This is a genomic window from Cellulomonas gelida (assembly GCF_006538725.1).
GTDB classification, from domain to species: domain Bacteria; phylum Actinomycetota; class Actinomycetes; order Actinomycetales; family Cellulomonadaceae; genus Cellulomonas; species Cellulomonas gelida.
In genome coordinates, this window is the sequence record NZ_BJLQ01000044.1 from 1 (window position 1) to 23,881 (window position 23,881).

22 protein-coding genes are annotated in these 23,881 nt (G+C 74.2%); 11 read left to right on the plus strand and 11 right to left on the minus strand.

Annotated elements, in window-relative coordinates; translation table 11 throughout:
* The first annotated feature begins 239 nt into the window (after nucleotides 1-239).
* Genes CGE01nite_RS14795 through CGE01nite_RS14805 form a run of 3 tightly spaced genes read left to right on the plus strand, consistent with a single transcriptional unit; the run spans nucleotide 240 to nucleotide 4,428 of the window.
* Complete coding sequence (locus CGE01nite_RS14795) at nucleotides 240-2,777, plus strand: circularly permuted type 2 ATP-grasp protein (protein ID WP_170210993.1); 2,538 nt, start codon at nucleotides 240-242, stop codon at nucleotides 2,775-2,777.
* A complete protein-coding gene (locus CGE01nite_RS14800; RefSeq protein WP_048344427.1) occupies nucleotides 2,774-3,694 on the plus strand; it encodes a transglutaminase family protein in 921 nt (306 codons plus the stop codon). Before CGE01nite_RS14795 ends, CGE01nite_RS14800 begins: the two co-directional genes overlap by 4 nt.
* A 50-nt stretch (nucleotides 3,695-3,744) precedes the next feature.
* Nucleotides 3,745-4,428: a VOC family protein gene (locus tag CGE01nite_RS14805; RefSeq protein WP_141371538.1), complete on the plus strand. Its 684-nt coding sequence runs from the start codon at nucleotides 3,745-3,747 to the stop codon at nucleotides 4,426-4,428.
* Nucleotides 4,429-4,475: 47 nt separating this feature from the next.
* Here the strand turns inward: CGE01nite_RS14805 and CGE01nite_RS14810 are convergent, their stop codons facing one another.
* The 7 genes from CGE01nite_RS14810 to CGE01nite_RS14840 form a co-directional block, all read right to left on the minus strand.
* Nucleotides 4,476-5,354, minus strand: coding sequence for a hypothetical protein (locus CGE01nite_RS14810; protein WP_141371539.1), 879 nt, complete (start codon nucleotides 5,352-5,354; stop codon nucleotides 4,476-4,478).
* A 191-nt stretch (nucleotides 5,355-5,545) separates the two neighbouring features.
* On the minus strand, nucleotides 5,546-6,088 hold the full coding sequence (locus tag CGE01nite_RS14815; RefSeq protein ID WP_141371540.1) for a DinB family protein: 543 nt from the start codon (nucleotides 6,086-6,088) through the stop codon (nucleotides 5,546-5,548).
* 76 nt (nucleotides 6,089-6,164) lie between these two features.
* Nucleotides 6,165-6,572, minus strand: coding sequence for a DUF779 domain-containing protein (locus CGE01nite_RS14820; RefSeq protein WP_048344423.1), 408 nt, complete (start codon nucleotides 6,570-6,572; stop codon nucleotides 6,165-6,167).
* A gap of 105 nt (nucleotides 6,573-6,677) precedes the next feature.
* On the minus strand, nucleotides 6,678-8,201 hold the full coding sequence (adh, locus tag CGE01nite_RS14825; protein WP_141371541.1) for an aldehyde dehydrogenase: 1,524 nt from the start codon (nucleotides 8,199-8,201) through the stop codon (nucleotides 6,678-6,680).
* 118 nt (nucleotides 8,202-8,319) lie between these two features.
* Entirely contained in the window at nucleotides 8,320-9,081 is a 762-nt protein-coding gene (locus CGE01nite_RS14830; protein WP_229747603.1) for a deoxyribonuclease IV, read from the minus strand.
* 100 nt (nucleotides 9,082-9,181) lie between these two features.
* Entirely contained in the window at nucleotides 9,182-9,844 is a 663-nt protein-coding gene (locus tag CGE01nite_RS14835) for a maleylpyruvate isomerase family mycothiol-dependent enzyme (RefSeq protein WP_141371543.1), read from the minus strand.
* A gap of 184 nt (nucleotides 9,845-10,028) precedes the next feature.
* Nucleotides 10,029-11,285, minus strand: coding sequence for a GAF domain-containing protein (locus CGE01nite_RS14840; protein WP_229747604.1), 1,257 nt, complete (start codon nucleotides 11,283-11,285; stop codon nucleotides 10,029-10,031).
* A 195-nt stretch (nucleotides 11,286-11,480) separates the two neighbouring features.
* Here CGE01nite_RS14840 and CGE01nite_RS14845 point away from each other — a divergent pair, with 195 nt between their 5' ends.
* A complete protein-coding gene (locus tag CGE01nite_RS14845) occupies nucleotides 11,481-12,143 on the plus strand; it encodes a TetR/AcrR family transcriptional regulator (RefSeq protein ID WP_048344421.1) in 663 nt (220 codons plus the stop codon).
* Between the two features lie 8 nt (nucleotides 12,144-12,151).
* Nucleotides 12,152-13,462: an RsmD family RNA methyltransferase gene (locus tag CGE01nite_RS14850; RefSeq protein WP_141371544.1), complete on the plus strand. Its 1,311-nt coding sequence runs from the start codon at nucleotides 12,152-12,154 to the stop codon at nucleotides 13,460-13,462.
* 30 nt (nucleotides 13,463-13,492) lie between these two features.
* On the opposite strand, the gene CGE01nite_RS14855 is transcribed toward CGE01nite_RS14850, so the two are convergent.
* The 3 genes from CGE01nite_RS14855 to CGE01nite_RS14865 are packed head-to-tail and all read right to left on the minus strand — an operon-like array spanning nucleotide 13,493 to nucleotide 15,929.
* Nucleotides 13,493-14,095 carry a TetR/AcrR family transcriptional regulator gene (locus CGE01nite_RS14855; RefSeq protein ID WP_048342630.1) on the minus strand — a complete coding sequence of 201 codons (603 nt, stop codon included), beginning with the start codon at nucleotides 14,093-14,095 and terminating at the stop codon, nucleotides 13,493-13,495.
* A 14-nt stretch (nucleotides 14,096-14,109) separates the two neighbouring features.
* Nucleotides 14,110-14,805, minus strand: coding sequence for an ABC transporter ATP-binding protein (locus CGE01nite_RS14860; RefSeq protein WP_141371545.1), 696 nt, complete (start codon nucleotides 14,803-14,805; stop codon nucleotides 14,110-14,112).
* Nucleotides 14,802-15,929 carry an ABC transporter permease gene (locus CGE01nite_RS14865; RefSeq protein WP_141371546.1) on the minus strand — a complete coding sequence of 376 codons (1,128 nt, stop codon included), beginning with the start codon at nucleotides 15,927-15,929 and terminating at the stop codon, nucleotides 14,802-14,804. Before CGE01nite_RS14865 ends, CGE01nite_RS14860 begins: the two co-directional genes overlap by 4 nt.
* 314 nt (nucleotides 15,930-16,243) lie before the next feature.
* Between CGE01nite_RS14865 and CGE01nite_RS14870 the strand changes: the two genes are divergently transcribed.
* Nucleotides 16,244-17,980, plus strand: coding sequence for an ABC transporter ATP-binding protein (locus tag CGE01nite_RS14870; RefSeq protein WP_170210994.1), 1,737 nt, complete (start codon nucleotides 16,244-16,246; stop codon nucleotides 17,978-17,980).
* 4 nt (nucleotides 17,981-17,984) lie between these two features.
* On the opposite strand, the gene CGE01nite_RS14875 is transcribed toward CGE01nite_RS14870, so the two are convergent.
* Complete coding sequence (locus tag CGE01nite_RS14875) at nucleotides 17,985-18,662, minus strand: response regulator (RefSeq protein ID WP_048342634.1); 678 nt, start codon at nucleotides 18,660-18,662, stop codon at nucleotides 17,985-17,987.
* 134 nt (nucleotides 18,663-18,796) lie between these two features.
* Between CGE01nite_RS14875 and CGE01nite_RS14880 the strand changes: the two genes are divergently transcribed.
* From CGE01nite_RS14880 to CGE01nite_RS17570, 5 genes are read left to right on the plus strand one after another with little or no spacing between them, the layout of a single operon-like run.
* Entirely contained in the window at nucleotides 18,797-19,675 is an 879-nt protein-coding gene (locus CGE01nite_RS14880) for an ATP-binding cassette domain-containing protein (protein ID WP_048342635.1), read from the plus strand.
* The gene (locus tag CGE01nite_RS14885; RefSeq protein WP_048342636.1) at nucleotides 19,672-20,460 is read left to right on the plus strand and encodes an ABC transporter permease; all 789 of its coding nucleotides are present in this window, start codon (nucleotides 19,672-19,674) and stop codon (nucleotides 20,458-20,460) included. The genes CGE01nite_RS14880 and CGE01nite_RS14885 overlap by 4 nt, the downstream gene beginning before the upstream one ends.
* Nucleotides 20,457-21,134: a GNAT family N-acetyltransferase gene (locus tag CGE01nite_RS14890; RefSeq protein ID WP_053071606.1), complete on the plus strand. Its 678-nt coding sequence runs from the start codon at nucleotides 20,457-20,459 to the stop codon at nucleotides 21,132-21,134. Before CGE01nite_RS14885 ends, CGE01nite_RS14890 begins: the two co-directional genes overlap by 4 nt.
* Nucleotides 21,131-23,731 (plus strand): class III lanthionine synthetase LanKC, encoded by a 2,601-nt coding sequence (lanKC, locus tag CGE01nite_RS14895; protein WP_141371548.1) that lies wholly within the window; start codon nucleotides 21,131-21,133, stop codon nucleotides 23,729-23,731. Before CGE01nite_RS14890 ends, lanKC begins: the two co-directional genes overlap by 4 nt.
* Nucleotides 23,732-23,760: 29 nt before the next feature.
* Nucleotides 23,761-23,847, plus strand: a complete 87-nt coding sequence (locus CGE01nite_RS17570; RefSeq protein WP_353848663.1) for a class III lanthipeptide — start codon at nucleotides 23,761-23,763, stop codon at nucleotides 23,845-23,847.
* Nucleotides 23,848-23,881 lie beyond the last annotated feature (34 nt).

Sequence of the window (23,881 nt, forward strand, 5' to 3'; positions counted from 1 at the left end):
CGAGGCAGCGGTTGATCAGGCCTGCCGTCGATATGGCCGGAGCGACCGCTGGGTCGCGGGTGGTGGGGGGACGCTGCGGGGGGTGGGGAAAGGTCAGGGGGTCGGCCCGTCCCCCGACGGCCGACCCCCGTGGGCCGAAGACTCTCTAATCCGACTGATGTGGTCAAGTATTTGAGGGGTCCGACCACGATGCGAGACGCAAGCCCTCTGGCCTGGTCGTGCGTCAGACTCGGGCTGTGATGGACGTGCTCTCCTCCGCCGGGCCGACCGGCGCACGCCCCGGGGGCACGTGGGACTGGCTGCCCGAGCACGCCCCGATGCCGACGGAGACGGACCTCGCCCGCGCCCGCACGGAGGCCGAGGCGCTGCTCGCCGACCACGGCGTCACGTACGGCACCGCGGCCGAGCACGAGCCGTGGCGGCTCGACCCCGCGCCGGTGGTGATCGACGAGGACGAGTGGTCGGGCCTCGAGGCCGGCATCGCCCAGCGCGCCGAGCTGCTCGACGCCGTGCTCCAGGACCTCTACGGCGCCCGACGCCTGCTCACGGACTCGCTCTTGCCCCCCACCTCGGTGGTCGCGCACCCCGGGTTCCTGCGCACGGTCGACGGGCTGCGCCTGCCGGGCGGGCGCGAGCTCGTCCTGACCGCCACCGACCTCGCGCGCGACGACGACGGCACGTGGCTCGCGCTCGTCGACCGCACCCAGGCGCCGTCGGGGGCCGGGTACGCGATGGAGGGCCGACGCGTCGTCGCGCAGGTGCTCGAAGGCGTGTACCGGCAGACCCCGATCCAGCGGCTCGGCCCGTTCTTCCGCGCGCTGCGCCAGACGCTGCACGACGTCGCACCGCCGTCGGCGCCGCAGCCCCGCATCGCGCTGCTCACGCCCGGGCCTGGCTCCGAGACCGCGTTCGACCAGGCGTACCTCGCCTCGATGCTCGGGCTGCCCCTCGTCGAGGGCTCTGACCTCGTCGTGCGCGACGGTCGGCTGTGGGTGCGGGGACTGGGCGGGACCGAGCCCGTCGACGTGCTGCTGCGTCGCGTCGACGCAGCCTGGTGCGACCCGCTGGACCTGCGCGCCGGGTCACGCCTCGGCGTCCCGGGGCTCGTGCGGGCCGTGCGCGCCGGGACGCTCTCGGTCGTCAACCCGCTCGGGTCGGGCGTGCTCGAGAACCCCGCGGTGATCGCGGCGCTCCCGCGCCTCGCGCGCACGGTGCTCGACCAGGACCTGCTGCTGCCGTCCGCGCCCACGTGGTGGTGCGGCGAGGCGTCGTCGGCGTCGCACGTGCTCGCGAACCTCGCAGACCTCGTCCTGATCCCGTTGTCCCGCGAGGAACGCGGCGTGCTGGGGTGGACCCTCGACGCGGCCGCGCGCGACGCGCTCGCGGCACGGATCGCCGCCGAGCCGTGGCGCTGGGCCGGGCAGGCGCGCGTCGGCGGCGGGGCGGTCGTGGACCTGCCCGGCCCCGACGACGGGCCCGCCGGCGGTCGGTCGGCGCGGACGGACTCGGGTGTCGGGGTGCTCCGCACGTTCGCGGTGGCGCACCGCGGTGCGTACACGGTCATGGCGGGTGGGCTCGCGCGCGTCGCGGACGGACCGGTGGTCTCGTCGCGGACCGGCGCGGTCGCCAAGGACGTGTGGGTGCTCGCCGGTGCGGGCGCGGACCAGCCCGCGGAGGCGACCGAGAGTGCCGGTGAGGTGACCGTCGCGCGCCGCGCGGGAGTCGGGATCTCGCCGCGCACCGCGGAGAACCTGTTCTGGCTGGGTCGCTACGCCGAACGCGCCGAGGACCAGGCGCGCGACCTGCGCGTCGTCGTCGACCGGTGGGACGACTTCCACGGGCGGCCGCGGTCCGCGGGCGGGCGTGCGCTCGCTGTGCTCGTCGGCGCGCTCGTCGACCCGGACGCCGCCGACGACGCGACGCACGCCCCCACGCTGCGCGAGCTCGCTCTCGACCGCGCCCGCCTCGAGTCGATCGCGGCGTCCGTGGCGGGACTCGGCAACGCCGCCGCGGCGGTGCGCGACCAGCTCTCGACCGACACGTTCGGGCCGCTCGCCCGGATCGACCGCGCGCTGCGGGCCGAGCGCGCACGCCAGCGCGTCCCCGAGGTCGGGCTCGACCTGGGCCGGTTCGACGACGCGCGCGCGGCGACCGCCGGGCTGCGGCCCGTGCTCGACCGCACGCTCGAGGGCCTGCTCGCGGTCGCGGGGATCGTCGCAGAGGGCCTCGTCCGGGACGTCGGCTGGCACCTGCTCGACGCGGGTCGTCGGCTCGAGCGTGCGCAGCACGTCGCCGCCGCGCTGCGCCGCACGCTCGTCGAACCGCTGCCCCGCACGGTCGAGGCGCACGTCGTGGACTCCGTGGTGCTCGCGCACGACTCGTCGATCACGTTCCGCCGCCGCTACCCCGACGACGCGGGCGTCACCGCGGTGCTCGACCTGCTGCTGCTCGACGACGCCAACCCGCGCTCGCTCGCGTTCCAGCTCGACCGCCTGCGCCGCGACCTGGCGGGCGTCCCGATGCGCGCCCGGAGCACCGACGAGCGCGACCGCCTGCTCACGCAGGTGCTCGACCTCGTCGCCGAGCTCGACCCTGCCGCGGCCGCCGCGCGCGACGCCGACGGACGCCGCGTGCGGCTGGCCGAGACGCTGGACTCGATCCAGTGGCGCCTGCTGGCCGTCGCCGACGAGATCGAGAAGGTGCACTTCGCGCGGCCGCTCGCCGCTCGCGCGCTCGACGACCCGTGGGACGCGGGCGACGAGGAGGAGGCGCCGTGAGCCGCACGTACGACCTCGTGCACCGCACCACGTACACCTACCCGCAGGAGGTCACCGACTCCTACGGGCGCACGGTCATGACCCCGCGCGACCTGCCCGGGCAGACGTGCGTGACCAGCCACGTCGAGCTCGACCCGGCCCCCGCCGACACCGCCGTGCAGCACGACTACTTCGGCAACCGCACGACGTACTACTGCGTCACCGAGCCGCACACCCGGCTCGTCGTGACCGCGCGCTCGACGATCGAGGTCACCCGGCCGCAGCCCGACGCGGCGAGCCTGCCGACCGTCGCGTGGGACGAGACCGCGGCGTCGGTGCAGTCCGGCTCGGAGGCCGCGGCGATGTCGCCCGACGCGCTCGTCGCGCTGCGCGAGATGGTGCTGCCGTCCGCGCACGTGACGTTCGTCGACGAGGTGCGCGCGTGGGCCGAGCCGTCGTTCGCGCCGGGGCGTCCGCTCGCCGAGGTCGTCGTCGACCTGTGCCACCGGATCCGCCACGAGCTCACGTACCGCACGGGGTCGACGACGGTCACCACGACCCAGCGCCAGCTCCTCGCGCAGCGCACGGGCGTGTGCCAGGACTTCGCGCACCTCATGATCGCCGCGCTGCGCCTGCACGGCGTACCCGCGCGCTACGTCAGCGGGTACCTCGAGACGCGGCCGCCGGCCGGGCGCGAGAAGCTGCGCGGCGCCGACGCGTCCCACGCCTGGGTGTCCGTGTGGGTCCCGGGCGCGGGGTGGGTCGACGCGGACCCGACCAACGACCAGCTCGTCGACGACCGGTACGTGGTGCTCGGGTGGGGGCGCGACTACCACGACGTGCCGCCGCTGCGGGGCGTGATCTTCACCGAGGGCAGCGGCTCGAAGCTGACCGTGCAGGTGGACCTGGTGCCGTCCGGCTCACCCGCATTCGTCTGACCGGCTGCCCTGCCGGTGCCACGGCGCTAGGTTCGCCCTGGGAGGCATCCATGAGCGAAGCGGGCTGGCGGGCGTTCCTGGCGGCGGACGGTCTCGAGGACTGGGTGGTGCTGCACGGCGGTGCGGCGGCGGTGTTCCGCGTCCCGTCGCTCGCCGCGGCCGCGGCGATGGCCGTCGACGTCGCGGGCGTGCACGGGCTCGAGGGCTCGGGGGTCCACCTGTCGATCACCGACGGGCAGCTCGGCGTGCGGCTCACGCGCGACCTGTGGCACCTCGAGGAGCGGCACGTCGACCTCGCCCGCGTGATCTCGGCGGTCGCGCGCACGCACGGCGCCGTCGCCGACCGGGCCGCGGTCCAGGAGGTCCAGCTCGCGGTCTCCGCCCGGCCCGACGACACCGACCTCGGGTTCTGGCGCGCCGTCCTGGGCTACACGCAGGCGTCCGACGACAACAGCATCGACCCGCTGGGCCACGGCTCGACCGTGTGGATGCAGGAGCTCGACCCGGCCCGGCCGCTGCGGCACGCGATGCACGTCGACGTCTCCGTGGCGCGCGAGCACGCCGAGTCCCGCTTGGCCGCCGCGCTCGCCGCGGGGGGTCGTGTGGTCGAGGCGTCCGGGGCGCCCGCGAGCTGGATCCTGTCGGACCGCGCAGGCAACCGCGTGTGCATCGCCGCGTGGCCGGACGGCGCCCCCGTCCCGGGCGAGGACGACGAGCAGCCGGCACAGGGCTGAGCAGCTCAGGACCCGTCGCGGGCCCGTCGGACGAGCGGCGCGCGCGGTCAGCGCGGCGGGACCGCGCGACGCGTGAGCTCGGCGGGCTCGACGACGAACCCGCCCTCGTCGACCACGGTCCCACCCGCGGCCCGCCACAGCGCGGCGGTGACACGCGCGATCGTCGGCGCGACCCGCTGCCGAGCGATCGCCGACAGCGCCGAGTCCGGGTCCTCGCCGTCCGGCGGGTGCCACCGCACGCGGTAGGCCCAGGGCCCGTACTCGCGCCAGTCGAGCGTCGTGAGCACCGCGGGCACGTCCGTGCCGCGCGACGAGCGCAGCGTGACCGCACCGTCGTACTCGAACTGCGCCGTGACCGCGCACTCCGGCGGCCCGTCGGTCCCCGACGGCGTGGGCAGCTCGCTGGGGGCGACGCGCGCGCCGATCATCGCGGGGCGCACGAGCGGCAGCACGTCGCCCGGCGACATCGGCACGGGTGACCACAGCGTGAGCCCGGGCGCGGCCTGCGGGTCGGGGACGACGACCTGCGTGCGTCCCGCCGGCACGAGCGTCCCCCCGCTGCGCCGCGCCGCGGCCACGCACCACGCCGTGACCTGCGGCGTCGACTCACCCTCGAGCGCGTACAGGTCCACGGACCCGTCCGTGCGCAGCCGCGCGGCGCGGGCCTCGTCGACGCTCAGCGGGTGCGGCCCGACGATCACCGCGGCCGCGAGAGCAAGCCGCCCGGGCGCGGCCGCCCCGCCGTCGTCGACGACCATCCCGCGGAACCTGGCCCCGGTCATGGGCCGGGCCGCGGGCGCGGCGACGGGCGCGCGTTCCCACGCGGCATCGGGGAACCAGGCCCGCGCGAGGGCGAGCAGGTCCGTCCCTGCCGGGAGTGCGAGCACATGCCTGCCGTCGAGCGCGGCCGGGAGCGCAACGTCCATGCGCGCACGGTAGGGCCTGGATGCTGCCGGGATGTTTCGTTCGCGCTGCTACCGGGTGCTTAACCGTTCGTGCACCGGACGGGGCGCGTCGTCCACGGTATCGGCGGACGTTGTCCACAGACGCTCACGCACAGATACCCACGGGTGTGGACAGCCCTGTGGACGAACGGGTGACGGTGTGGACGACGACGTCAGGCGCGCACGTCGTGCAGGTGGTGGACCACGTCGTGCAGGAAGTACTGCCCGAGCGTCCGCACCGTGAAGAACGAGCCGTTCGAGCGGCGCCCGGAGCGCTCCCACGCGTCGTCGGCCACCGCGTCGAACGCCGCCGCGGTCGCCTCGCCGGCCTCCACGAGCTCGTCGGCCACGACCGCCGGGTCCTGCAGGTCGTACCGATCCGCGACCGCGGTCGCGTCCTGGTCCCAGTTCTCGAACAGCGGGTCCTCGTGCGCGAGCATGAGGTCGAGCCGCTCGCCGAACACCCGGAACACGTCACGCACGTGCGCCGAGTACTCGAGCGTGGACCAGACCACCGGTTCGGGACGCACGTCGGCGTCCTCGCGGTGCAGCGCCGAGACGTACCGCGGGAGCAGGTCGCGCACGGTCGCGCCGATCTGGTGGGGATCGACGTCCGCGGCCGCGAAGCCGCACTCGTCGCAGCGCTCGTGCAGGACCCACGTCCAGTCCTTCTCGTCCGGCACGATCTGGTCGGACGCGCTCGATTCGGTCGTCATGACGGCACGCTAGCAACCGTGCACGGCGTTCGGGGCCCGCTCGGCGGAGCGGATCTGCCGCGCCCGTGCCGCCCCGTCAGAGCACGCCCGTCGCCTGCAGCTCGCGGTACTCGTCATCGGTCAGCACCCGCGAGCGGATGAGGAACCGCACCCCCTCCGGCGCCTCCAGCGAGAACCCCGCGCCCCGGCCGGGCACCACGTCGATCGTCAGGTGCGTGTGCTTCCAGTACTCGTACTGCGCCTTCGTCATCCACACCGGGACGCGCACCGGGCCGGTCTCGTCGTCGCCGACCTCCAGGTCCCCCAGGTGCTCGTCGACGTCGCCCGTGAGGAACTCGCCCGCGGGGTAGCACATGGGCGACGAGCCGTCGCAGCAGCCCCCGGACTGGTGGAACATGAGCTCGCCGTGCTGCGCGCGCAGCGAGCGCAACAGCTGCGCCGCGGCGGGGGTGACCGCCACGCGCTCGACCTGCGACGTGGCCACGGATCGGCCTCCTTCCTCGTCGTCCTGCCAGCATGCGCCGCGGGACCGCGCACCGCCCGACGAGCGGGGGTGCGCGGTCCGCCGACGATCAGCCCGTCCCAGCTCTCAGAAGAACCCGAGCTTGGTGCCCGAGTAGCTGACCAGCAGGTTCTTGGTCTGCTGGTAGTGGTCGAGCATCATCTTGTGGTTCTCCCGGCCCACGCCCGAGCCCTTGTAGCCGCCGAACGCCGCGGCCGCCGGGTACGCGTGGTAGCAGTTCGTCCACACCCGGCCCGCCTGGATGTCACGGCCCGCCCGGTAGGCGGTCGCCTGCTCGCGCGACCACACGCCCGCGCCCAGCCCGTACAGCGTGTCGTTGGCGATCGAGATCGCGTCCGAGTAGTCGGAGAACGACGTGACGGCCACGACCGGCCCGAAGATCTCCTCCTGGAAGATGCGCATCGAGTTCTTGCCCTCGAACACGGTCGGCGTCACGTAGAACCCGTCGGCGAGGTCGCCGTCCAGGTGCGCGCGCTCGCCGCCCGTGAGCACCTTGGCGCCCTCGGCCTTGCCGATGTCGAAGTAGCTGAGGATCTTCTCGAGCTGGTCGTTGGACGCCTGCGCGCCGATCATCGTCTCGGTGTCGAGCGGGTTGCCCTGCTTGATGGCCTTGACCCGCGCGATCCCGTCGGCGAGGAAGTCGTCGTAGATCGACTCGGCGATCAGCGCCCGCGACGGGCACGTGCACACCTCGCCCTGGTTGAGGGCGAACATCGCGAAGCCTTCGAGCGCCTTGTCGTAGTAGTCGTCCTTGGCCCGCGCGACGTCCTCGAAGAAGATGTTCGGGCTCTTGCCGCCGAGCTCGAGCGTCACCGGGATGATGTTCTGCGACGCGTACTGCATGATCAGGCGGCCCGTCGTCGTCTCACCCGTGAACGCGATCTTGCGGATCCGCGACGACGAGGCGAGCGGCTTGCCGGCCTCGACGCCGAACCCGTTGACCACGTTGAGCACGCCCGGCGGGAGCAGGTCCGCGATCAGCTCCATGAGGAAGAGGATCGACGCGGGCGTCTGCTCGGCCGGCTTGAGCACCACCGTGTTGCCCGCCGCGAGCGCCGGTGCGAGCTTCCACGTGGCCATGAGCAGCGGGAAGTTCCACGGGATGATCTGCCCGACCACGCCCAGCGGCTCGTGGAAGTGGTAGGCGATCGTGTCCTCGTCGATCTCGGAGATCGACCCTTCCTGCGCGCGGATCGCACCCGCGAAGTAGCGGAAGTGGTCGATCGCGAGCGGCAGGTCGCACGCGAGGATCTCGCGGATCGGCTTGCCGTTCTCCCAGGTCTCCGCGACCGAGAGCATCTCGAGGTTGGCCTCCATGCGGTCGGCGATCTTGTTGAGGATCACCGCGCGCTCGGTCGCGCTGGTCTTCCCCCACGTGCGCGCGGCACCGTGCGCCGCGTCGAGCGCGCGCTCGATGTCGTCGGCGTCGCCTCGTGCCACCTCGGTGAACGTGTGGCCGGTGACGGGGCTCGGGTTCTCGAAGTACCGACCGGCTGCCGGGGCGACGAACTCGCCGCCGATCCAGTGGTCGTAGCGCTCGCGATACGTGGCCAGGCTGTCGGGCTTGCCGGGTGCTGCGTAGACGGTCATGCGGCCGCTCCCTCCGGGTGCGACGGGCGCCGGCGGGGCCGTGGCGCCCGGGCGCGGCATCGTTGCCACGCTCGTCCGCGACGCTAGGCACGCAGAGGTTGCATCACGGTTGCACGGCTCAGCCGGCGAGTGCGGCCCGGAGGAAGGCGATGTCGTCGGCCTGGCCCTCGGCCGGGGTCTCGACGATCGCGTCGCAGGCGGCCTCACGGACCACGTGCGCGATGAGCTCGGGCGGGATCGTGCCGTGCGCGAAGCTGGCGTGCCGGTCGCGGTTCGAGCCCGCCTCGTCGCGCGAGCTGTTCGCGTGGACCAGGTCGATGCGGCCGGTGATCGCGGTGACGTCCGCGACCACGGTCTCGAGGTCCAGGCCCGAGGCCCACGCGTGGCACGTGTCGAGGCAGAAGCCCACGTCGTACTGGCCGATCGCGTCCCACAGCCGTGCGATCGCCTCGAGCGTGCGGGCGCACGCGTTCTCGCCGCCCGCGGTGTTCTCGACGAGCACGCGCACCGGGAAGGTCGCGCGCTCGAACGTCTTGCGCCAGTTGTCGATCCCCACCGCGAGGTCGTCGCCCGCGCCCACGTGCCCGCCGTGCACGATGAGCCCGCTGGCCCCGAGGGTCGCAGCCGCCGCGCTGTGCTGGGCGATCATGTTCCGGCTCGGGATGCGGATGCGGTTGTTCGTCGACGCGACGTTGACCAGGTACGGCGCGTGCACGTAGACACCGAGGCCGCTCGCGACGATCGCGTCGGCGTCCGGGCGCGGCTCCGGCTTCTTCCAGCCCTGCGGGTCCGCCAGGAACACCTGCACCGCCTGCGCGCCGGTCTCGGCGGCGGCCGCCACCGGGTCCTCGCCCCGCGTGTGCGCTCCGATCAGCACCACGTCGTCACCCTCGTCCTCGTCGTCCGGTCGTGCGTCGTCAGGGGTCGTGCCTGGAGCCAGCATGCCCGACGCGCGCCCGTACGCGTCGTGACGACCCCGCTCAGCGCGCGACGACGTCGAGGCGCGAGCGCAGGACGTCCGCGCCGGAGCCGTCGAGCTCGACGGCGTACGCAGTCCGGCCCGCCATGACCATCACGAGGGCCAGCGTCGAGCCCGTGACCACGGGGTTGCCCGCGCCCACGCCCGCGGTGAAGGGGCCGTCGTCGGCGCGCAGCTCGAGGCCCGCGACCTGGGTGCGGCTCGCGACCGCGAAGTCGCGCGCCGCGTAGAACTCCGCGACGGCGGTGAGCGCCTCCACGCCCGGGGTCGTCGTCAGCCCCAGCGGGTGGCGGACGTCCTGGGCGTGCACCACCACCTCGCCGAGGTAGGCGGGCGTGTGCCCGGACGGCGCGGTGGCGCTGGCGACGATCGCGCGGAACCGCTCGAGCGTCTCCGCGGGGGTCCGGCCACGGTGCTCGGCCAGCCGCCGCTCGTTGTGCACGTCGGGGCGGAACCGCGCGCCCACCATGCTGCGCAGCCACCGCCACTGGTTCATGCTCGCCGCGGCCGTCAGGTGGGCGACGACCTCCTCGACGTCCCACTGCCCGCACAGCGTCGTGCGGCGCCACTGGTCCGCGGTGAGGGACGCGAGGTCGTCGGCGAACGCCGACCGCTCCGCGCGCATGAGGTCCTGCAGGCGGTCGTCGTCCCACGTGCGCGCCATGGTGTGCGCTCCTCGTCACGAGTCGGGGCCACGGCTCGATCTCGCCACGGCGTCGGCCGCACGACCGTCGCGACCGACGGCGAGGGCGCCCGCGCGGGACGAGCGTCCCGCGCCCGACGCATCTTGCCGCACCGACGAGCGTGCGGCCATCGGTGCCCGGACCCGGCCGCGGGGACCGGGACGGTCAGGCTCGGCGCGCCGCGTGCGGTCCCAGCTCGGCTTCCAGGCGGCCCAGCCGGGCGCTCGCCCGCAGGTGAGCCGCGGAGCCGACGGGGCTGCTCGCCGCGAGCGCGCGCCACGCGGTGAGGTCGTCGGCGCCCTCGTCGGACGCGGCCCAGCGCACGATCACGCGCGGGTCCCGCGACGCGAGGACTGCGGCGCGCACCTCGTCGGACACGGCCTGCCGGACCCGCTCGACCCCCGGCGACGACGAGCGCGGCAGCACGGGCCCCGTGTAGGAGCCGACAGCCTGCGCGACGTCGCCGAGCGCGAGGGCCTCGCGGACCGCGTCCACGTCGGTGCGCACCGCGCGCGTCAGCCGGTACGGGCGCGACTCGCTCAGCAACGGGCCGACCACGCGCCGCAGCCGCGACACCTCGGCGCGCACGGTCACGCCCGAGAGGTCGGACTGCGACAGCAGCACCCCGAGCTCGTCGCCCGTCAGCCCGGCGGGGTGCTCCGCGAGCAGGAGCAGGATCTCCGCGTGCCGGCCCGTGAGCCGGTGCGCGGCGCCGTCCACGACGAGCGTGCCCCCCTGGCTGCCGAGCACGCGCAGCGTCGGCGCCGGGAGTCCGGCGGGCGGGCTCGTCGTGACCCGCCCGACCGTCGCCTCCACGGCCGTGGCGGTCGCGCGGACCAGCTGCATCGCGAGCCCGGTCCCGACGACGGGCCCGCCGGTGATGTCGAGGACCCCGAGCACGCGCCCGTGCGCGTCGTGCACGGGCGCCGCCGCGCAGCTGAACGCGTGCACGGGACGCGCCCAGTGCTCGGTGCCGATCACCTGGACCTCGCGGTTGGTCGCGAGCGCCGTGCCGGGCGCGTTGGTGCCCGCGCAGTCCTCGCTCCACACCGCGCCCTCGACGAACCCGACACCGCTGACCGCACGTCGCACCTGCGCGTTCCCCTCGACCCACAGGAGCCGGCCCGACGCGTCCGTCATCGCCGCGACCCACTGCGGGTCGGTGTCGAGCAGGAGGCGGCGGACCACGGGGAGCGCGTCGGTCAGGGGCGTCGCGCGGCGCAGGCCGTCGAGGTCGTTCGCGGACACGTCGACGCGCGGCGCGGGGTGCTCGGGGTCGACGCCGCTGCGGCGGCTGCGCTGCCAGGAGTCCGCGACGAGGCGGCGGACCGACCCCGCGAGCCGACCGGTGCTCACGAAGGTGTCCTGCGCGGCGCGGACGTCGGCGGGCAGGGTCGTCGTGGGCTCGGTCGTCGTGGGCACGAGCACCTCCCGCACTTCGGGGTCGGTGCGGCGCGTGCACCGGCGGCACCGACGGTTGAACCGAGTGTAAGGACCAAAGTCCCGTATCGGCAGCGGGAGCCGCGTGATCACGCGGATCGCGGGCCCCTGGCCTGCGGGTCCGCGGCCGGGTGCACCCGATGCGGGCGATCTGACATGTTGTGTCAGACTGTCAGCATGCCCAAGATCATCGGCGGGTCGCTCCACGAGCACCGCGAGCAGACCCGGCAGAAGCTGTTCGCCGCGCTCTCGACCCTCATGGCGGAGCGCGGCTTCGACGCCGTGACCCTCGCCGAGATCGCGCACGCCGCGGGCGTCGGCCGCACCGCCGTGTACAACCACTTCCCCGACAAGGAAGCGCTCCTCGTCGGCTTCATCACGCACGAGACCGAGCAGTACGCCGCGTCGCTGCAGCGCGCTCTCGACGACCTCGACGACCCGGTCGAGCGCCTGCGCACCTACGTGAGCCAGCAGATCCAGCTCAAGCGCGTCTACCACGTGGCCCCCGGCCCGGAGCTGCGCAGCGTCCTGTCCCGCCAGACGCAGCAGCGCGTGCGCGAGCACGTGGTGGTCGTCGAGCGGATCCTGCGCGAGATCCTCACCGACGGCATCGCGTCGGGCGCGTTCCCGGAGCAGGACCTCGACACCACCGTCCCGCTCGTCAACGCGTGCCTGTCCGGCCGGGGCGTCCCCGACGACGGGCCCGAGCGCGAGCGCGCGATCGAGCAGACCGAGGCGTTCGTGCTGCGCGCGGTCGGCGTCCTGACGGTCGAGCCGTCCGCCGACGAGCGGCACCCGGACGACGAGGCCGCGCGGTTGCCCGCCGCGGTCGTCGCCTGAACCGCCGCGTGCCACCCTCCCGCCGCGGCCGCCCGCAGCACCCCGACCCCTCCGACCGCCCTGGCTCGTCGGGCGGACCGGGCTCCTCCGGTGGACGAGGCCCCTCCGGCGGACCAGGCTCGTCCCGCCGCTCCCGGCCCGCCAGCGGGTCGCGCAAGGACGACGCCGCACCGCGAGCCGGCCGCGCGGCCCCCTCCGAGCGGCGCGGGCGCTCGGCGCGCACCGCCCCGCGCACCCCCACCCGTCCGGGCCACCGCCCGACGCGCGTCGAGCTGACGTTCCTGCAGGGCCTCGGCGACGTCCTGGCCGACGAGGTCCGCGAGGTGCTCGACGTCGCGCCGCGCCCGGTCGCGGGACGCGAGGACGCGCTCGTCGTCGACCTGCCCGCCGACCGCCTCGCGCAGGTGCGCCGCCTGCGCACGGCCGTCGCCGCGTTCGTCGTGCTGCACCACGACGTGCCGCGGCCGCGTTCGCTGCTGTCCGGCGAGCACCTGACGCGCATCGTCGAGGCGGTCTACGCGTCGCTGCGGGTCGCGGGGTCCTCGACGTTCCGGTTCGAGGCCGCGGGCGCGGACTCCCCGACGTTCGCGCGGCTCGGCGACGAGTTCGCGCGGGCGACCGGGCTCAAGCTCGACCCGACCGACGGCGAGCTCGTCGTGAAGGTCCGCCGCGGCGCCCGCCGCGACGGTGACGTCGACCCTGGCTGGGACGTGCTGGTCCGCGTCGGGCCGCGACCGTTGTCCGCGCGCACCTGGCGGGTCACGGACTTCCCGGGCGCGGCCAACGCGACGATCGCCGGCGCCATGGTGCGCCTGGCCGGCGTGCGCGCCGACGAGCGCGTGCTCAACCTCATGTGCGGCTCGGGCACGCTGCTGATCGAGCGCCTGCTCGCCGGGCCGGCCGCAGCGGCGGTCGGGATCGACCACGACGACGACGCGCTGGCCGCCGCACGCGACAACCTCGAGGCCGCGGGTCTGACGCGCCGGGCCGCGCTCGTGCGGGCCGATGCGCTGCACCCGTCGTCGTGGGCCACCGGCCCCGGCGCCGACGTCCGCCCCGCCGACCTGATCCTCGCCGACCCGCCCTGGGGCACGCTGCACGGCTCCCACTCCGGGGCCGCGGCGCTGCACAGCGGTCTGCTGCGCGCCGCGCACGAGGTCGCCGCCGACGGCGCGCGGCTCGTCGTGCTCACGCACGAGGTCAAGGTCATGGAAGCGGCCGTGCGCGCGGCCGACGCCCTGTGGCGGCCCCGTCCGCCCGTCCGGGTCTACGCCAAGGGCCACCACCCGCGCATCTGGGTGCTCGACAAGCTCGCCTGACCCGCGGCGCCCGGTCGGTCGCGGCGAGGCTCAGTCGGTCGCGGCGAGGCCGAGGTAAGGGCCGAGCACGCGGCGCAGCGGCGCGAGCGCGGCCCGGTGCTCGTCGGCGTCGCCGCCGTGCTGGGTGCCGCGGATCTGCTGGGTCGCGCTCAGCAGCATCGCGTCGACGAGGTCCGCGACCGTGTCGACCTCGGGCTCGCCGAGGTCCCGCAGCGCGTCGCGTAGCGGCTCCTGCAGGGCGAGGTGGAACTCCTGCAGGGGCCCGTGCAGGATCGCGGGGTCCACCACCGAGCCCAGCGCGCGCGCGACACGCTGCTCCGAGCCGGAGAAGAAGGCGACGTTGCTCTCGACGTACGCCCAGACCCGCGTGCCCGGCGTGGGCGCCGCGGCGATGGCCGCGCGGATGCGGTCGGCCCAGCCGGGGAAGACGTCGGCGACGACCTCCGCCATGAGGTCGTCACGCGACCGCACGTACTGGTACACGCTGGAGCGCGCGAGACCGGCCCGCGCCCCCACCTCCGCGAGGGAGGGGGCGAGGCCGGTCTCGGCGAGGAGGTCGCGTGCCGCATCGAGGACGGCCCGCCGCTGACGAGCGCGGTGCTCGGCGACGGTGGCGGCGTTGATGCGCGGCACGGGGACCTCCGTGGTCAGTCGGTGTGCGGGAGAAGTCGACCGTCCATCATCTCCAGAACCCGGTCGCAGTGGTGCAGCACGTCATGATCGTGCGTCACCATGACCGTCGCCACACCGTGCTGGTGCGCCTCACGGGCCAGCAGCGCGACGACCTCCTGGCTGCGGGCGCGGTCCAGGGCCGCCGTCGGCTCGTCGACGAGCAGCAGCCGCGGACGGGTCATGAGCGCACGCGCGATGCCCACGCGCTGACGCTCGCCGCCGGACAGCTGGTGCGGACGCCGCGTGGCGCGCTCCGCCATGCCGACCTCCTCGAGCAGCTCCATCGGGTCACGCGGGTCGGCGACCGCGCCGAGGTGCAGCGGCAGGCGCAGCTGGTCGATCGCGGTCAGGGCGGGCAGCAGGTTCCCGCTCTGGAACACGAAGCCGATCTGCGTCCGGCGGATGGCCGCCAGGCGCCGCGGCGTGGCCGCGACGAGGTCGGCCTCGCCGACGGACACCTCGCCCGAGTCCGGGCGGGTGAGCCCGCCGGCCACGGCGAGCAGGCTCGACTTGCCGGCACCCGAGGGGCCGACGACGGCCAGGAGCTCACCGGGCTCGACGGTCAGGCTCACGTCGTCGAGCGCCGTGACGGTGCTGTCGCCGTCGCCGTGCGTGAGCGTCACGCCGGCCATGAACAGCCCCGCGCGGGTGGTCACCGGGGTGGCGGTCATCGGTTGCCTCCAAGTGCGGTCAGGGGGTCGACGCGGGTGATGCGGGTGACGGCGGAGGCGGCGCCCACCATGCCGAGCACGACGAGCGCCACGCTGGCGGCCACGATGGGCGCCGGCTCGAGCGCGAACGGCATGGCGGTCGCGGAGACGCTCGCGCCCAGCAGCAGCCCGATGCCCACGCCGAGCGCGGTGGAGCCGAGCAGCAGGATCGCGGACTGGGTCAGGCTGTCCCGCAGCAGGTAGCGCGTGCTGGCGCCCATGGCCCGCAGCACCGCGATCTCGTTCTTGCGCTGGATCGTCACGACCGTGAAGAACGCGCCGACGACGAGCGCCGAGATCGCGTACAGGAAGAACTGGATGAGCTGCAGCGTGGACGTCTCGGCCGTGAAGCCGGGCGATGCGCCGAACGACTGGGTGAGCGTCAGCGAAGTCATCCCCGCGGCGCCGTCCACGGCCGCCAGGTCGGGCCCGGCGCCGTCGTTGCGCACGGCGATCGCGCTGACCTCCTGGTAGGCGTGCTCGGGCACGGCCTCACCGGGGCGGACACCCGCGCGGATCTCCTGCCAGGTGGGCAGGTCCACGTAGCCGACGTCGACGTGGCCGAACGTGTGCTGGCCGCCGACGAAGCCCACGACCTCGAGCTCGGTCCCGACCTGGTCGATGGTGACGGCGTCACCGACGGCCACGCCCTCGTCGAGCAGGGTGTCGGGGAGCACGATCTGGCCGGCGCCGGTGAGGGCGCTGCCGGACTCGGCCTCGGGCGCGAGCCACGAGTCACGCTCGACGCCGAACAGGGCGAGGTCGAGGTCGAGCCCGCCGTCGGTGCGCGTGTTCACCAGCGACAGCCCGAACGGGCCGGCGTCGGCGACGCCGTCGGCGGCGCGCCACGTCTCGGCGGCGTCGACGTCGACGACCGAGCGCGTGAACGCCGCCGTCTTGTCCACGTCCTGCTGGAAGGCGAACGAGGACACGGGCAGCTGCTTCAGACCGGAGACGCCGTCGTTGACGAGACCGACCGACAGCCCCGACAGGAGCACCATCAGCACACCGATCAACGCCACGACCGAGCCCATCAGGGCGAAACGTCCACGGGCGAACGAGAGCTCACGCAATGCGAGGAACACGGCTACCCACCTACTCTTGTCGACACCATGTCGGCAAGAGTAGGCACGCACTGCCGGGGTTGTCGACATGATGTCGGCACGTGTGATCAGCGCGACGCGCGGTCGCGGCCGACGCGGCTGCGACCCACGTCGACACCGCCCACGCCGACGTGCGGGCGGTCCGGTCCTCACCGACGGGGCTGCTGACGCGTCCCCGTCGAGCGCACCTCGGAGGACCGGGCGACGACGACAGTTGATGGCGTGCCAACTTTCGGCCGATGCTCCCGCGGTGCTCGCGCGCCAGGCTGGCACCCCGACCTCGGAAGGGCGCGACGATGCCGACGAACCCACGGACACCGGTGCTGGCGCTGCTCCGGCCGCACCGCCGTCGACTCCTCGCCGCCGCCGTCGTCACCCTGGCCGCGAGCGGGCTCGCGCTCGTGCAGCCCGCCGTGCTCCAGAGCCTCGTCGACACGGCCGGGACGCACGCGCCGCCTCTGACACTCGTCGGTGTGCTCGCGCTCGCCGTCGTGGCGGAGTCGCTGTGCCGGGGCGCTGCGGTCTACCACGTCATGTCCGCGTCCGAGTCCGTCACGCTGGACCTGCGCGCGACCCTCGCGCAGCACGCGCTGCGCCTCCCGCTACGTCGGCTCGAGACCACGCGGCGCGGCGACCTCGTCACACGACTCACCGCCGACACCTCGCTGGTCCGGCAGGTGCTCGCGGCCGGGATGATCGAGGTCGCGTCGTCGGCCGTCCTGGTCGTCGGGTCCCTCGTCATGATGTCCCTGATCGACCCCCGCCTGACCGTGCTCACGGGCGTGCTCATCGCGCTCGCCATCGTCATGATCACGCCGTTCGCCAGACGGCTGCGGGGGGCCACCGGGCGCTACCAGGCGTCGCTCGGCGTGCTCGGCGCGGAGTTCGACTCCGCTCTCAGCTCCATCCGGCTGGTGCGGTCCTACGCCGCCGAGGACGGGCGGACGGCGCGGATCGCCACCGACGCGCGCCGCTCGTGGGGCCTCGGGCTGCAGGTCGCGCGGCTCAGCGCCGCCGTCGAGCCCGTGATCGGGATCGCAACGCAGGGCGCGCTCCTCGCCGTCCTGCTCGTCGGCGGGATCCGCGTCGGGAACGGCGAGCTCACGCTCGGCGCACTGGTCGCGTTCCTCGTCTACCTGTTCATGGTGATCCTGCCGACCGCTCAGCTCCTCGGGGCGCTCACCCGCATCCAGGCCGGCGTGGCCGCCCTCGCCAGGGTGGACGAGCTGATGCAGGAGCCCACCGAGCCGCAGGGCGGGCTGCCGTGCGCGGGGCCTGGCGGGGTGGTGCCCGCGCTCGAGCTCGTGCGGGCCAGCTTCGAGTACGAGCCGGGCCGGGGGTTGTACGACGTCGACCTGGTCGTGCCCAGCGGCCAGCACACTGCGATCGTCGGCCCGTCCGGATCGGGCAAGAGCACTCTCCTGTCGCTCCTGCAGAGGCTGTACGAGCCGACCGACGGTGAGCTGCGGGTGTTCGGCGACCCCGCCGCACTCCTCGACGCCCGGTCGCTGCGGCGCAGGATCGACTACGTGGAGCAGAACGCGCCCGCGCTCGCGACCTCCCTGCGGGACAACCTCCTGCTCGCCGATCCCGGGCTCGACGACGCGACGATGCTCAGGGCTCTCGCACGGGTCGGCCTCGCCGGTGCGGCAGAGCGTGGTCTGGAGCTGACGATCGGAGACGGCGGCATCGCACTGTCGGGCGGGGAACGGCAGCGCCTCGCGTGGGCGCGGCTGCTCCTGTCGAGCAGCGACGTCGTGCTCCTGGACGAGCCGACGTCGAACGTCGACACCGCGACGGAGAGCGTCTTCGACGCACTCGTGCAGGACCTGCTCGCGCAGCGCACCGTCGTCACCGTCTCGCACCGGCTGGTCGCCGTTCGGTCCGCGCACCAGATCGTCGTCGTGGACGAGGGTCGGATCGTCGGGCAGGGCACGCACAGCGAGCTCCTCGACGACTGCCCGACGTACCGCGACCTCGTCGCCCACGACGCTGCGCGACTGTCGGCGGCCGCGGACCCGGCGCGCCGCTAGGTCCTCAGCGGGAGGGCTCGCGCGGCGTGACGCCGTGCACGACCAGGGCGATCTGGACCCGGTTGACCAGCCCCAGCTTCGTCAGGATGCGGGACACGTTCGTCTTGACGGTCGACAGGCTCATCGTCAGCTGCACCGCGATCTGCTGGTTCGACAGGCCGGCCGCCACCGCCTCGGCGATCTCGACCTCACGCGGCGTGAGCGCACCGCGCCACTCACTCGTATCGCCTCGCGGCATGATCCCCGCGGCCGTCACCGCCTCGATCATCGTCCGGGTGACGGACGGCGACAAGGTCGCCTCACCGGCCGCCGCTCGGAGCACGGCGGCCACCACCTGGTCCGGCTCCGCTCGCTTGTCCAGGTAGCCGGCCGCGCCGGCCTGGAGCGCCGTCAGCACGTGCGCGTCGGCGACGTGGTTCGACAGCACGATCATCGGGGGCGGCTGACTCATCCGCGCACGGACGCGACGAATCGCGGTGATGCCGTCCGACAAGGGCATCTCGATGTCCATGAGGACGACGTCGGGCCGCTCGGCGACGATGACCGTCTCCGCCTGCGCGCCGTTCTCCGCCTCGCCCGCCCAGGCGACCTCCGGTGCGGACTCGAGCAACGCCCGCAACGCAGCGCGGACGAATCGGTCGTCATCGACGACGAGAACGGCGATCCCGCCAGGCTCCGACATTGCCGGTGGTTCCTTCGCTCGCGACTTATGTGTCGTGACAGGGGGTCGAACGATGTCCCAGCACCGCGGACAGTACCGGAACGCGTGTCCAAAAGGGGAATGTGCGGCATTCCCGGCGTCGTGAGACTCGAAGCGTGATCGAGGTGGAGCACGTGACGAAGACCTACCGGGGGCGGCGCGTCCTGACGGACGTGGACCTGACGTGCGTCCCCGGGACGATCACGGGGTTCCTCGGCCCGAACGGTGCGGGCAAGTCCACGACCATGCGGATCGTGGTCGGTCTCACGCGCCCCGACTCGGGCACCGCCCGGGTGTGCGGGACGCCGTTCCGCGAGCTGCGCAACCCGGGGCGTGTCGTCGGGATCCAGCTCGACTCGCGTGCACTGGCCTCCGCGCGGACCGGGCGCGAGAACCTCCTGCTGGCCGCCAGGACGATGGGCCTGGCCCAGGTCGACCTCGACGAGGTCCTCGGCCGCGTCGGTCTCGCCGGTCACGGCGACCGGCGGGTGGCCGACTACTCGCTCGGCATGCGCCAACGGCTCGGGATCGCGCAGGCCCTGCTGGGCGAGCCCGAGGTGCTCATCCTCGACGAGCCGGCCAACGGCCTCGACCCCGCGGGCATCGTCTGGATGCGCACGATCCTGCGCAGGTTCGCCGACGACGGCGGGACGGTCCTGCTCTCGTCGCACCTCCTGCACGAGGTCGAGCGCACCGCTGACCACCTCGTGCTCGTCAACGAGGGCGTCGTGGCGGCCAGCGGCCCCACGCGTGAGCTCACCGCCTCAGGCTCGACGCGCGTCAGCGCGCGCGAGCTCGATCGGCTCCACCAGGCCCTCGCCGAGCGCGGGCTGACGGTCCGACGGGACGACGACGTGCTGGTCGTCGACGCGCAGACCGCAGCGGTCAGCCGGGTCGCGCTCGACGAGCGCGTCGAGCTCACCGAGCTCACGCAGCACGCTGGCGGCGGGCTCGAGGAGCTCTTCCTGCGGATCACAGGCGAGGAGGCGGCATGAGCACCGTGCACGCGCCGGCGCCCGCGCGCTCGGCGACCTCGACGCCACCCGTCCTCCTCACGGACCTCGTGCGCGTCGAGCTGCGCAAGCTCGTCGACACGCGCGCGGGGGTCTGGCTGCACGCCACCGTCGCGCTCCTGTGCGCGGCCGTCGCCGCCGCGGCCTTCGCCCTGCCTGCCGAGGAGGTCGTCGGGACCGCGTTCGTCGCGTACGGCGGCGCCGTGGCCTCCCTGCTGCTGCCGGTCACCGCGATCCTCGCACTGACGACCGAGTGGTCCCAGGGGAGCGTCCTGACCTCCTTCGTCCTCGTCCCGCACCGCTCGCGTGTCGTGGGCGCGAAGCTCGTCGCGATCCTCGCGTCCGCCACCGTGTTCTCGGCGTTCGTCCTCGCCCTCGCCGCCCTGGCCACACCGCTGGCTCGCGCCCTCGTCGGGGCCCCAGCCGGCCGCTGGGACGTGGGCGTCGAGCACTCGCTGACACTGTGGCTCGGCATCGTGCTGTCGATGCTCATGGGTGCGGCCTTCGGCGCGCTCGTGATGAACCCGGCAGGCGCGATCGTCGTGTACCTCGTCCTGCCGTTCGCGTGGTCGGTGGTGGGCCAGCTCGTCGACGGGGCCGACGACGTGGCGCAGTGGCTCGACACGTCGATCACGTACAGCCGCCTCCTCGAGGGCGCCGTCGAGACCGGTGGGCAGTGGCAGCAGATCGCTGTCTCGACACTCGTCTGGGTGCTCCTGCCCCTCGCGGCGGGTCTCGTACGGCTCGGCCGTCGGGAAGTGCGATGAGCGCCGTGCGACCCGAGCGGGTCACCCTGCGCGCCGTCCGCGACGACGACCTCGCGCTGGTCGTCGAGTGGTTGGGTGCCGACTCGCGCGGCGCCGCCATGACCTCGGACATCCGGGAGAACGCCACCGTCGAGAAGGTGCGCGAGGCGATCGTCGCCGGCCTGCAGCTCCGCCTCGTGGTCTCCCGGGACTCGGGTCCCGTCGGGATCGTGACCTGGCGTGGCCGCGGCCACCCGCGTTCCTACGAGATCGCCGTGCTGATCGGCGATGCCGACCTGTGGAGCACAGGGCTGGGCGCCGAGGCAGTCCTGCGTGCGGTCGACTACCTGTTCATGACCCTCGACGCCGAGCGCGTCGGCGTGCTCACGGGTTCGTTCAACCCGTACACGAGCCCCGCTCTGGTCCGGGGCGGGTTCACGCTCGAGGGCGTCCTGCGCCACTTCTACTACGTCGACGGGGAGTACTACGACGCGCTCGCCTGGTCGATGCTCCGGTCGGAGCACGCGCACGTGCTGCGCGCGGCGCAGGGCACACCCGCCGCGTACCGCCCGCTGATCGCCGTCGAGGACAAGGCACGCGCAGCCCACGTCGTCGAGCGCGTCCTGTCGGAGACCGGCTTCGTCGCGGACCGCCGCGCCCGCGCCGGGTCCGCCGAGCGGCGGGACGTCTCGTGAGCCTGAACCTCGAGGCGTGCTCGCTCGGCGACCCGCTGCACTTCAGCGCACCGAGCCGCTGGTCCCCACCGTGGGACCAGCCCCTGGCGTGCACCGAGCTGCTCACGGACCCGACGTGGTCGACGAGGACCTTCGACGTCTGGCGGGCGTATGAGCCGGCCGACGCTCCGGTCGTCGACCAGGGCTGGAAGATCCACGTCTCCACGACGGTGGACACCGCGCAGCGCGTGGTCGCACTCGTGGGCCGGCACTGCCAGGAGCACCGGATCCCGTGGAAGCACGCGCTGTCGCTCGCGATGGTGGTGTCCGCGAACGGGCGCAGCTGTCACCGCGCGTCCTCCGGTAAGTCGATCGCCGTGTACCCACCCGACCTCGACGCGTTCGTCGCCACCGCGGACTCTCTCGCCGAGCTCCTCCGGGGCGAGCCCGGCCCGTACGTCCTGTCCGACCGGCAGTGGGTGCCCGACGCGCCGGTCTACTTCCGCTACGGGGCGTTCCGTGCACTGCAGGCCTGGACCGAGGACGGGCGCCGGGTCCCGGCCCTGCGCGTGCGTGGCGAGCTCGTCGAGGACGACCGTCACGTGCCCTACCGGAACCCCCGCGGCATCGACGTGCCCGACCAGATCCGCGCCCGGACCACGCCGCACGCCCTGCCGGACGACCTGCCCGTCACTCTCGTCGAGGCGGTGCAGCACTCGGGCTGCGGTGGGGTCTACCGCGGCCGGCTCCGGGCGGACGAGTCCCCCGTGGTCGTCAAAGAGGCCCGGCCCTGGACGGGCGGCACGCCGATGATGGCGGCGTCCATCGAGCGCCTGGCGCACGAGGCGCGCGTCCTCGACGAGCTCGGCGGGGTGGCCACGCCCCGGCTCCGGGCGACGTTCACGCTCGACGGCCACCTGTTCGTCGCCGCCGACCAGGTCCCCGGGGTGAACCTCCGGCACTGGGTCGCGGCCCATCACCCCCAGCTCACCGCGCATCCCACGCCGCACGCCCTGGATCAGTACGCACGGGACTGCGCGCGCATCAGCGACGGGCTGACGCGCGCTGTCGCCGGCATGCACGCCGCCGGCTGGGCGCACAACGACCTCCACCCCGGGAACGTGATCGTCGGTCCCGAGCTCGACGTCCGCCTGGCGGACCTCGAGTTCGCGAGCCACCCCGACAGCACCGAACGCCCCGGCATGGACTGCGCCGGGTTCGCCCGCGCCGACGGGACTGCGCGTGACCGGGACCTGTTCGGCCTCCTCATGATCCAGGCGTGGATGTGGCACCCCGGCGTCGGCCCCCTCGTCGAGCTCGTGCCCGAGACGCTGGACCAGCACACGGAGATCGCCGCCCGCTGGTTCGGGGCGGCGGCAGCGCCCGTGCGGGCCGCCGCCGCGGCGTACGCGCGGTCCGGCCGGCGCGCGCGGGTCGCCGAGCGCACACGCCACACGATCCACCCCGCAGGCCCGGCGGTCACCGTCGCCGACCTCGTCGCCTACCTGTCGGAGGTCGCGACTCCCGACGAGCAAGTCCTGTTCCCCGGCGGCACGCCCGTCCACTCCTCGACGTTGGACTCCCTCAGCCTCGCGCACGGCACCGGCGGGATCCTGCTCGCGCTCGTCGGCGCGGGCGAGCAGGTGCGCCCCGAGTGGGTCGAGCACTTCGCACGCACCACCGATGCGCCGCCCTCGCCCCTGTCGTCTCCGGGGCTGTGGGACGGCTGGACCGGCGTCGCGCTGGCCTGGGCGCTCCTCGGCGACGAACGCCGCGCGGACCTGGCGCTCGGCCGCGCACGCGCCGCGCTCGACGGGTGCACCGACCCCACCGTGTGGTCCGGGCTCGCCGGGCACGCGTGGGGGCTGCTGGGGATCGCGAAGGTCACCGGCGACAGCTCCTTGCGCCACGCCGCGCGTCGCGTGCTGGGCGCACTCGCGCACGATGCGGATGGGTGGGCCGGGCGCGCCGGTCCGCCCGGCCTCCTGCACGGACCGTCCGGCATCGGGGACGTGCTGGCGGTCGCCGCCGTCGAGCTCGACGAGCTCGGCTGGTCCGCCGCTGCCGCCCGCCTGGTCGAGCGCGACGTGAGTCGGTGCGTCCGTGGCGCGACCGGGACGCTCGACCTCACCGACGCCGGCACGAGCCTGCCCTACCTCGGCCACGGCTCCGTCGGCGTCGCACTCGCACGACGGCAGGTCGGACGGACCCTCGGGCGCAGCCCCGACGACGTGGACTCCTCGCTCCTGCGGGCCGGGATGGTCGACCTCATGGTCGAGCCGGGCCTGATCCACGGGCGCCTCGGCATCGCGTACGCGCTGCGTCTGCTCGGCACCCGCGACGAGTCACCCGACGCGGCGGCCGCACGCCGGTGGGCCACGGTCCACACCGACAGCCTGCCGCTGTACGCGGTCGGCGTGGGACGCGGCATCGGCATCGTCGGGCGCGGCGGCGGGCGTCTGTCCGCCGACCTCGCCACCGGCGCGGCAGGCGCGGTCGCCGTGCTGAGCCACGCCGAGCGGCCCGCGCTCATCGATCTCCTGCTCGGCCAGAGCCTCGACCTGTCCCACCCCCAGATGTCCGGGCAGCGAACTGCTGATCACGGACTGACCAGGTAAGCCCCGACGAACGACGAAAGGAGATCGCCATGGCTGTTCTCGAGCTCCAGGCCCTCGAGGCCGAGCAGACGGAGACCGCTCAGGTCCGCGGATCGTCTCTCAGCTGGTCCTGCTGAAGTCGTGGCCCGTGCCTGCGTCCTCTCGCAGGCA

Bases quoted from the DNA above. Each gene is read 5' to 3' on its own strand.
- CGE01nite_RS14810 (WP_141371539.1), bottom strand. From the start codon at position 5,354: ATGGACGTTGCGCTCCCGGCCGCGCTCGACGGCAGGCATGTGCTCGCA.
- adh (WP_141371541.1), bottom strand. From the start codon at position 8,201: ATGACCGTCTACGCAGCACCCGGCAAGCCCGACAGCCTGGCCACGTAT.
- CGE01nite_RS14815 (WP_141371540.1), bottom strand. From the start codon at position 6,088: ATGACGACCGAATCGAGCGCGTCCGACCAGATCGTGCCGGACGAGAAG.
- CGE01nite_RS14870 (WP_170210994.1), top strand. From the start codon at position 16,244: ATGCCGACGAACCCACGGACACCGGTGCTGGCGCTGCTCCGGCCGCAC.
- CGE01nite_RS14845 (WP_048344421.1), top strand. From the start codon at position 11,481: ATGCCCAAGATCATCGGCGGGTCGCTCCACGAGCACCGCGAGCAGACC.
- CGE01nite_RS14885 (WP_048342636.1), top strand. From the start codon at position 19,672: ATGAGCACCGTGCACGCGCCGGCGCCCGCGCGCTCGGCGACCTCGACG.
- CGE01nite_RS17570 (WP_353848663.1), top strand. From the start codon at position 23,761: ATGGCTGTTCTCGAGCTCCAGGCCCTCGAGGCCGAGCAGACGGAGACC.
- CGE01nite_RS14860 (WP_141371545.1), bottom strand. From the start codon at position 14,805: ATGACCGCCACCCCGGTGACCACCCGCGCGGGGCTGTTCATGGCCGGC.
- CGE01nite_RS14835 (WP_141371543.1), bottom strand. From the start codon at position 9,844: ATGGCGCGCACGTGGGACGACGACCGCCTGCAGGACCTCATGCGCGCG.
- CGE01nite_RS14875 (WP_048342634.1), bottom strand. From the start codon at position 18,662: ATGTCGGAGCCTGGCGGGATCGCCGTTCTCGTCGTCGATGACGACCGA.
- CGE01nite_RS14890 (WP_053071606.1), top strand. From the start codon at position 20,457: ATGAGCGCCGTGCGACCCGAGCGGGTCACCCTGCGCGCCGTCCGCGAC.
- CGE01nite_RS14795 (WP_170210993.1), top strand. From the start codon at position 240: ATGGACGTGCTCTCCTCCGCCGGGCCGACCGGCGCACGCCCCGGGGGC.
- CGE01nite_RS14805 (WP_141371538.1), top strand. From the start codon at position 3,745: ATGAGCGAAGCGGGCTGGCGGGCGTTCCTGGCGGCGGACGGTCTCGAG.